4 protein-coding genes are annotated in these 7,907 nt (G+C 42.5%); all 4 read left to right on the top strand.

Translation table 11 applies throughout. The features are described 5' to 3' along the window. Positions 1 to 145 precede the first annotated feature (145 nt). From QUA77_RS23880 to QUA77_RS23895, 4 genes are read left to right on the top strand one after another with little or no spacing between them, the layout of a single operon-like run. Positions 146 to 2,647 (top strand): glycosyltransferase, encoded by a 2,502-nt coding sequence (locus QUA77_RS23880; RefSeq protein ID WP_333452930.1) that lies wholly within the window; start codon positions 146 to 148, stop codon positions 2,645 to 2,647. Positions 2,648 to 2,658: 11 nt separating this feature from the next. Next, positions 2,659 to 3,312, top strand: a complete 654-nt coding sequence (locus tag QUA77_RS23885; RefSeq protein ID WP_333452937.1) for an amidohydrolase family protein — start codon at positions 2,659 to 2,661, stop codon at positions 3,310 to 3,312. Between the two features lie 24 nt (positions 3,313 to 3,336). Beyond that, on the top strand, positions 3,337 to 4,347 hold the full coding sequence (locus QUA77_RS23890; RefSeq protein WP_333452932.1) for a methyltransferase: 1,011 nt from the start codon (positions 3,337 to 3,339) through the stop codon (positions 4,345 to 4,347). A gap of 37 nt (positions 4,348 to 4,384) precedes the next feature. Further along, the gene (locus QUA77_RS23895; RefSeq protein ID WP_333452933.1) at positions 4,385 to 7,864 is read left to right on the top strand and encodes a serine/threonine-protein kinase PknK; all 3,480 of its coding nucleotides are present in this window, start codon (positions 4,385 to 4,387) and stop codon (positions 7,862 to 7,864) included. Positions 7,865 to 7,907: the final 43 nt, after the last annotated feature.

Raw genomic sequence — 7,907 nt, forward strand, 5'->3', positions numbered from 1 at the left:
CAAGATGAATTATCATACAAGGGTCGAAATGTTAAAAAATGTAAATAGAGTAATTGAGGTGTGTCGGAATTTTCAACTGAATTAAAAAGTGGACAGCAAGAAACCCTTACTTTTGCATGCACGAGCGGGACTTTAAAATTATTTTATGACAACTTCAAGATTTGATTTTCAAGACTTGAAACGCCGCTTTTGGCGGATTTCGCGGATGCCGACGGCAACGCTAGTCGTGTTGGGGACGGTTGCTTTCGCAGGTGCGATCGCCGGGGCCTGGTTTTCAGGTGAAGGTACTGTTAGCGATATTTTTGCCACAATCAACACTTGGCAGCAAAACCCGCCTGTATGGCTGCAAGTGCCTGCTACGAGCAAGATGTATTTGTTAGTGCCCACTGTGGCACTTGTCTCGGTTGCTTTAGCTGCCATTAAAATTTCGCCTCAACCGCAGAAATGGTCGCGCGCTGTGGTAGTTGCAATTGTTCTGGCTTTAACCATTCGCTACGTTTTATGGCGATCGCTCGCTACTCTAAATTTAACCGATCCCCTCAACGGTATCTTTAGTTTGGGGCTGTTTTTCCTAGAAATGCTACTGGTTTTCAACACCAGTATTCAACTGTATTTAATGCTGAGAATGAAAGACCGGCGTCGAGAAGCCGATCGCATGGCAGTTGCAGTTGAAGCTGGAAACTTCACCCCGCCCATAGATATTTTTATCCCAACTTACAACGAACCGGCTTTTATTTTACGGCGCACTGTAATCGGCTGTCAAGCTTTAGATTATCCCAACAAAAAAGTATATTTGCTTGACGATACCAAGCGGGATGAAATCAAGTTGCTGGCAAAAGAACTGGGATGCGAGTATATAACCAGACCCGATAATACTCACGCCAAAGCTGGAAATATTAACCATGCCACAGCCATTACTAATGGAGAACTAATTGTAGTTTTCGATGCCGATTTTATTCCCACTAAAAATTTTTTAACTCGCACAGTTGGATTTTTTCAAAATCCCGAAATCGCCCTCGTTCAAACACCACAAAGCTTTTACAACCACGACCCCATCTCCCGTAATTTAGGTTTAGAAAATGTGCTCGCGCCGGAAGAAGAAATCTTTTACCGACAAATTGAAATTATCAAAGACAGCGCCGACAGCGTGGTTTGTTGCGGTACATCTTTTGTAGTGAGGCGAAGTGCTTTAGAAACAGCGGGAGGCTTGGTCACAGATTCAATCTGCGAAGATTATTTTACCGGAATTCGGCTGTCAGCAACCGGATATCGCTTAGTTTATTTAGATGAAAAATTGAGTGCTGGTTTGGCTGCTGAAAATATAGAGGCTCATCTCAATCAAAGGCTACGCTGGGCGCGAGGCACGCTTCAGGCATTTTTTATTGATTCCAATCCTTTAACAATTCGCGGTCTCACATTCGTACAAAGGCTGTCTCATTTGGAAGGATTGCTGCACTGGTTTACCAGTTTAACTAAGGTTTTATATCTGTTGATACCTTTAGGTTATTCGTTTTTCGACATAATTCCTTTGCGGGCAAGTGCGCGGGAATTGCTGTACTTTTTCCTGCCTTACTATTTGGTGCAACTTACTGTGTTTTCTTGGCTGAACCGCAGATCGGGATCGGCTTTGCTTTCGGATATTTATTCGTTCGTCCAGTGTATTCCTTTAGCGGTGACGGTGGTGAGTTCCATGCTGAATCCGTTTGGGAAAGGGTTTCAGGTAACGCCAAAAGGAATGGCGAGCGATCGCTTTCATTTTAACTGGAATTTGGGATGGCCTTTGATTGTCTTGTTCGCAGCTACAGCCTTCAGTTTGTGGCACAATTTAAACATTAATTTAGTTAAAAATTTGGACACTGTACAGTCAATATCAGAAAGTGCACATTTGTCAAAAGGAATGAGTTTGGGATGGATTTGGAGCGCGTACAACCTGCTGATGATCGGGATTGCATTGCTGATTTTGGTGGATATTCCTAAGCCGGACATTTACGAATGGTTCAATTTACGTAGGGTTGTACAATTAAATATTGGCGGTAAAAGTTTTTGGGGTGTAACCACTGTAATTTCGGAAAGTGGCGCTGAAGTTGCTATGACGCAGTGGCCAAGTTTTGCGGTGAAGAATAAAGGCAGTAAAGAAAGTTTGACAGCAGCAGAGATTTTGCCAAAATATGCCTTTGAGACAAGTTTATCCCAGGGTGAAATAAAAGCGCTCCCTCGCAATGCGGCAGTCAAGGCAAGGAGATCGCTAGCGCCGTCTGTTGTTGAGTTGGGCACTGAGCGTCGTTTGGTCAAAGGTTTGATTGATTGCGATTCGGCGACTCTGAAAATTATGGAAGAGAATTGTTTTATTCCTGTGGCTAAGATTGAGTTGGTGAGCGATCAATATCAGTTGGCGTCTAGTTTTGGGGATGCAAAAAAGTCCAGTGTTGTGGAATTTCCCACTGTGCGAATTGCGTTCGATCGCCTGAACATTAGCCAGCACCGCTGTTTGATCGAAATGCTGTACTGTCGGCCGGGCCAGTGGCAGCGGCAGGAAACTCCCGGAGAATGGCGATCGCTGTGGCTGTTGTTGAGAATTGCTTTGAAACCGAGGGCTGTTTTTGAGAGGAATAGGTCAGTTAGACCGATCAGAGTTTCGCAACTTTAGCTCGACATGAAATTGAAGAAAGGGTATCGGAATTACAGCCAATAGCTGATTTTGGCTGGAAAGCAGTCTTTTTGCGTCCTAACCCAGTGAAAGGAAGAATTTTGAGCGATCGCGCCTACGAGCCATTTTGGACGAAGTGTGAGGAGTTGGAAATCGCCGTAGGCATTCACGAGGGAACTCCTAGCCGTCTGCCTACTGCTGGGGCCGATCGCTTTAATACTCGCTTTGCCTTACGTGCCTGTTCCCATCCGATGGAACAAATGATGGCTCTGCTAACCTTGATTGAAGGTGGCGTTCTCGAACGCCATCCTCAACTCAAAGTTGGCTTTTTGGAGTCAGGAGGCGGGTGGTTACCCAACTGGTTGTGGCGGCTCGATCGAGAATACGAAAGTTCGCGCTGGGAAGTGGCAGATAATGTTAAGATCAAGCCCTCGGAGTATTTCCGCCGTCAGTGTTTTGTTTCTATTGAGCCTTCTGAACCACACTTATCTCAAGTGCTTGAGTATATAGGCTCAGATAACATCCTATTTGGTTCCGATTATCCTCATGGAGAATACGAATCGGATATTGTGGAGCAAGTGGTCAATCTTCAGGACCATCTACCGTCAGGAACTGTAGAAAAGATTTTGTGGCACAACCCCGCTCGTTTCTATGGTTTAGTGTAGGGAAACCTGTGAGACGAAATTAATATGTTTAACGAACCATTTCCCGTTCCAGAAGTTGATGAGCGTTTACTGTTCGATCTAAGTTGCTCTAGAATCATCGGGCCAGTAATAACATTAGCGCAAGAAATCAATCTATTCAAGCTGATAGATGAAGCACCACAAACAATTGAAGATGCTGCCAAACACCTCAAAATTACGCCTATAATCTCTGAAGCTTTCATGGCAGTTATTGCCGCATTTGGATTACTAGAAAGACAGAAAGATGGACGGTTTTGCCTGACAAAGGTGGCAAAAACCTACATGATTTCAGATAGCCCATTTTACTATACGGGGTTTTGCCCTCCCAATGAATGGTATCTGGATCTGCTTCGCCTGAAATTAATCGGTGGCGCTCAACCACCAATGCCGATGGCAGTGGCGATGAATCAGCACAAAATTGAGGTGGTGCAGAGTTTTATCGAGCGGATAGACATGATGATACTGCCAACCGCAGCAAACTTAGCCAAACAACCTGTTTTCGGTCAAATATCGCATCTTCTTGATGTGGGAGGCGGTTCCGGAGCGCTAGCGATCGCGATCGCAGCATTTAATCCGCAGATTCAATGCACGGTTATGGATCTTGAGCCTGTATGCGAGATTGGCCAAAAAAACATTGCCAAATATGGCTTAGAAAAACAGATTACTACCGTTGCGCGAGATATGTTTGAAGATGCGTGGCCTGGAGAACCTGACGGTATTCTATTTGGCAATGTTTTTCATGATTGGGATTTAGAACATTGCTATTTGTTAGCTCGAGGAGCATTCGGTATACTCCAATCTGGCGGCAAAGTATTGTTGCATGAAATGCCTTTAAATGACACCAAAGATGGGCCGCTCACAGTCGCCTGTTTGTCAGCCATATTACTGATGTATGAGAAAGGTAAGCAGTATACGTTAAAGGAAATAGAAGAAATCTTATCGTCAGTAGGGTTTATTGAATTTCAGTCAATACCAACTCATACTTATTATCATCTGATTAGCGCTAAAAAACCATAATTTTTGTTTGTATTTTTTGTTAAGTAAAATCTTAAGTATGAAAAATTTTTCTAATTACCAAATTACCGCCCAAATTTTTGAAAGCTCGAATTCGCTAGTTTATCGAGCAAACCGCCGCTCTGACAATCAACCTGTTATTCTCAAGGTTCTCAAGGAAGATTACCCTACCCCTGCGGAGCTAACCAGATATAAGCAAGAGTATGAAATTACTCGTTCCCTGAATATAGATGGAGTGATTAGAGCTTATGATTTGCAAAAATATCAGAATACACTAGCAATAGTTTTAGAAGACTTTGGAGGTGAATCTTTAGACATTATCCTCAGAGATAGAAAACTTAGCTTGCCTGAATTTCTTTCTATTGGTATTAAAATAACCAAGACTTTAGGTGAAATCCATGCTGTTAATGTTATCCACAAAGATATCAATCCTGCCAATATTGTTTGGAATTTTGAAACAGATATCCTGAAAATTATTGATTTTGGCATTTCTACACTATTTACACGGGAAAATCCGATAATTAAAAACCCAAATATTCTCGAAGGCACACTGGCTTATATCTCACCGGAACAAACAGGCAGGATGAATCGCGCCCTCGACTACACTACAGACTTTTACTCTCTGGGCGCGACATTTTATCGAATACTAACTGGTTATTTACCTTTTGATACAAGCGATGCTTTGGAATTAGTACACTGCCACATTGCCAAACAGCCTCTACCGCCTCACGAACTCGATCCCAATATACCCAAAGTTGTTTCTAACCTGATTGTGAAATTGTTAGCCAAAACAGCGGAGGAACGCTACCAGAGTGCCTTTGGCATCGCTGCAGATCTGGAAGAATGCCTCAGACAGTTTCAAATCTGCGGAGAAATTGCAGATTTTCCGCTAGCACAACAAGATTTTTCTGACAGGTTAAGTATACCGCAGAAACTTTACGGTAGAGATCGAGAAATTGAGACATTATTATCAAACTTTGCGCGGATTGCCTCAGAAAATAGCTCAGAAGAACCGACACGAAAGTGCGTTGAGATGGTTCTCGTTTCCGGCTATTCTGGCATCGGTAAGTCTGTGCTGGTACAGGAACTCTACAAGCCCATTACAGCTCGGCGAGGCTATTTTATTTCTGGTAAGTTCGAGCAGTTACAGCGCAATATTCCCTATTCGGCAATTGCTGCTGCTTTTCGCTCTCTCATACAGCAAATTTTAGCGGAAGATGAAGCACAGCTATTAGAATGGCGTGAAAAACTACTGGCAGCATTTGGCTCTAACGGTCAAGCCATCGTTGACGTGATTCCTGAAGTAGAACTAATAGTTGGGCCTCAACCTCCGATTCAACAACTGGAGCCGATGGAGGCGCAAAATCGGTTTAACTTGGTGTTTCAAAAATTTGTTCGCGTGTTTTGCCAAAGCTCACATCCACTGGTAATTTTTTTGGATGACTTACAGTGGGCAGACGCAGCTAGTTTAAAGTCTATCGAATTAATGTTGACTGACGAGCAGATGAAATACTTGCTCCTGATTGGTGCTTATCGAGACAATGAAGTTAGCCCCACCCACCCTTCAATCTTAACCCTCAATCGTTTAGAAAAAGAGCGAGTAATTCTCAATAGGATAATATTAGCCCCCTTAGCGGCTCCTCACATCGCTCAATTGATTGCCGATACTCTCCACAGCAATCTAGAATGGGTCGAGCCGCTAGCTGAGTTAATTTATCGCAAAACATCAGGTAATCCTTTCTTCGTCAATGAATTTCTCAACACTATATATCAACAAAATTTATTAAAGTTCGATTGGCAACAGCGTTATTGGATCTGGGATATCACGCAAATCGATGCTTTAGGTATCACAGAAAATGTGGTGGATTTGCTGATAGACAAATTAAAAAAACTACCGGATGCGTCTCAGCAAGCGTTGCTTCTGGCTGCTTGTATCGGGAATAGGTTCGATCTGAAAACGCTCTCTATAGTCTGGGAAAAATCGCTGACAGATATATTTGTAGATTTACTACCTGCTATCCAGTCCGGGCTGATTCAACCGACTTCATCGCTAGAAACAACATCAAATAATTCCATCGATTCCTCTTTGATTATCCTGAATTATAAGTTTCAACACGATCGCGTTCAGCAAGTCGCCTATGCCTCGATCGATGAAGATCGCAAGCAAAGCGTTCATCTTAAAATTGGCAGGCTGTTACTTGCAAACACGCTATCAGATAAATTGGAAGGTAATATTTTTGCTATAGTCGATCATCTGAATAAAGGAAAAAACTTGCTCAATAGCAAGGCAGAAAAAGTGCAGTTGACTCAATTGAATCTAAAGGCAGGTAAAAAAGCCAAAGAATCTACTGCATATACGGCGGCTAGAGAATATTTTAGATCGGCTGATGATATTTTCCCAGGAAATATCTGGAAAGGGAAAAATAATTATAAAATGGCTATCGATTTATATAAAAACCTAGCCCAAGTTGAATATCTCACTAGCAACTTTCAAGAGTCAGAATTGCTGATTAAATTAGATATTAATAGAGTGAAGTCAGCGCTAGAACGCTCGGAATTCTATTATTTGCTAATCGAATTATATACCATGCAGGGCAAATACTTGGAGGCGATCGAGGTTGGTAGAACAGCTTTAGGGCAATTGGGGATCGACTTTCCAGAGCGCGACTTTGACAAAGCTGTTGAAGCGGAATTAGCTAAGTTTAGCGAAATCTTAGGAAACCGAGAAGTTGCTTCCCTGATTGACAATCCAGCAATGGAAGACCCGATCCAGCAGATTGCCTTAGAGCTACTGATAAAAATGTTACCCCCAAGCTACTTAGGCGCTCCCCAAATTGCCGGCGTTGTAATGAGTAAATCTGCCAATCTGAGCGTTGAATACGGTCATACATCCAAATCTGCAATTAGCTACAGTATATTTGGTGCATTGCAGACAATGTTAGGTAACTATCAGTTAAGTTACGAACTCACGTTGCTAGGATATCACTTAAGTAAAAAGTTCGATGATTTATACTCGATAAGCCAAACAGCTAACGTACTTGCGAATTTTTCTTTGTTATGGGTTAAGCACATCAAGCAAACTGAAAATATTAACGCAGAATCAATAGAAGCTGGGTTACAGTCGGGGATGCTTCAATATGCTGGCTTTAGCATGACTCATACTTTATTAAATGGAATTTACCAAGGTAAAAATCTCTCTTTACTTCCTCAAGAGGCATCTGACATTCTCCCTTTCTGCCAAAAAACCAAAAACCAATGGTCTGTTGATTGCACCTTGGGACAGAAAATAATCTTACAAAACCTGCTCGGAGAAACGCAAGATAAGGTTTATTTTGGTGGCGATGAAATTCAGGAATCCGATTATCTAAATCAAGAGGAAGTTAGCAGAAACCCAAACGCAATCTGCTATTATTACATTTTCAAGGCTCAAGTTCTCTATTTATATGGCGAGTTGCAACTAGCCTTAGCATCCATAGCCAAGGCGCAGGCTGGGGGGGTGACAAAGAGGTCTACGAGATAGACTGTATAAGGGTTGCGGCCCGCATACCTTGTTGATAAAAGCT

Origin of the sequence: Microcoleus sp. K5-D4 (genome assembly GCF_036704575.1) — a bacterium.
Lineage (GTDB): Bacteria > Cyanobacteriota > Cyanobacteriia > Cyanobacteriales > Microcoleaceae > Microcoleus.

Bases quoted from the DNA above. Each gene is read 5' to 3' on its own strand.
- QUA77_RS23880 (WP_333452930.1), top strand. From the start codon at position 146: ATGACAACTTCAAGATTTGATTTTCAAGACTTGAAACGCCGCTTTTGG.
- QUA77_RS23890 (WP_333452932.1), top strand. From the start codon at position 3,337: ATGTTTAACGAACCATTTCCCGTTCCAGAAGTTGATGAGCGTTTACTG.
- QUA77_RS23895 (WP_333452933.1), top strand. From the start codon at position 4,385: ATGAAAAATTTTTCTAATTACCAAATTACCGCCCAAATTTTTGAAAGC.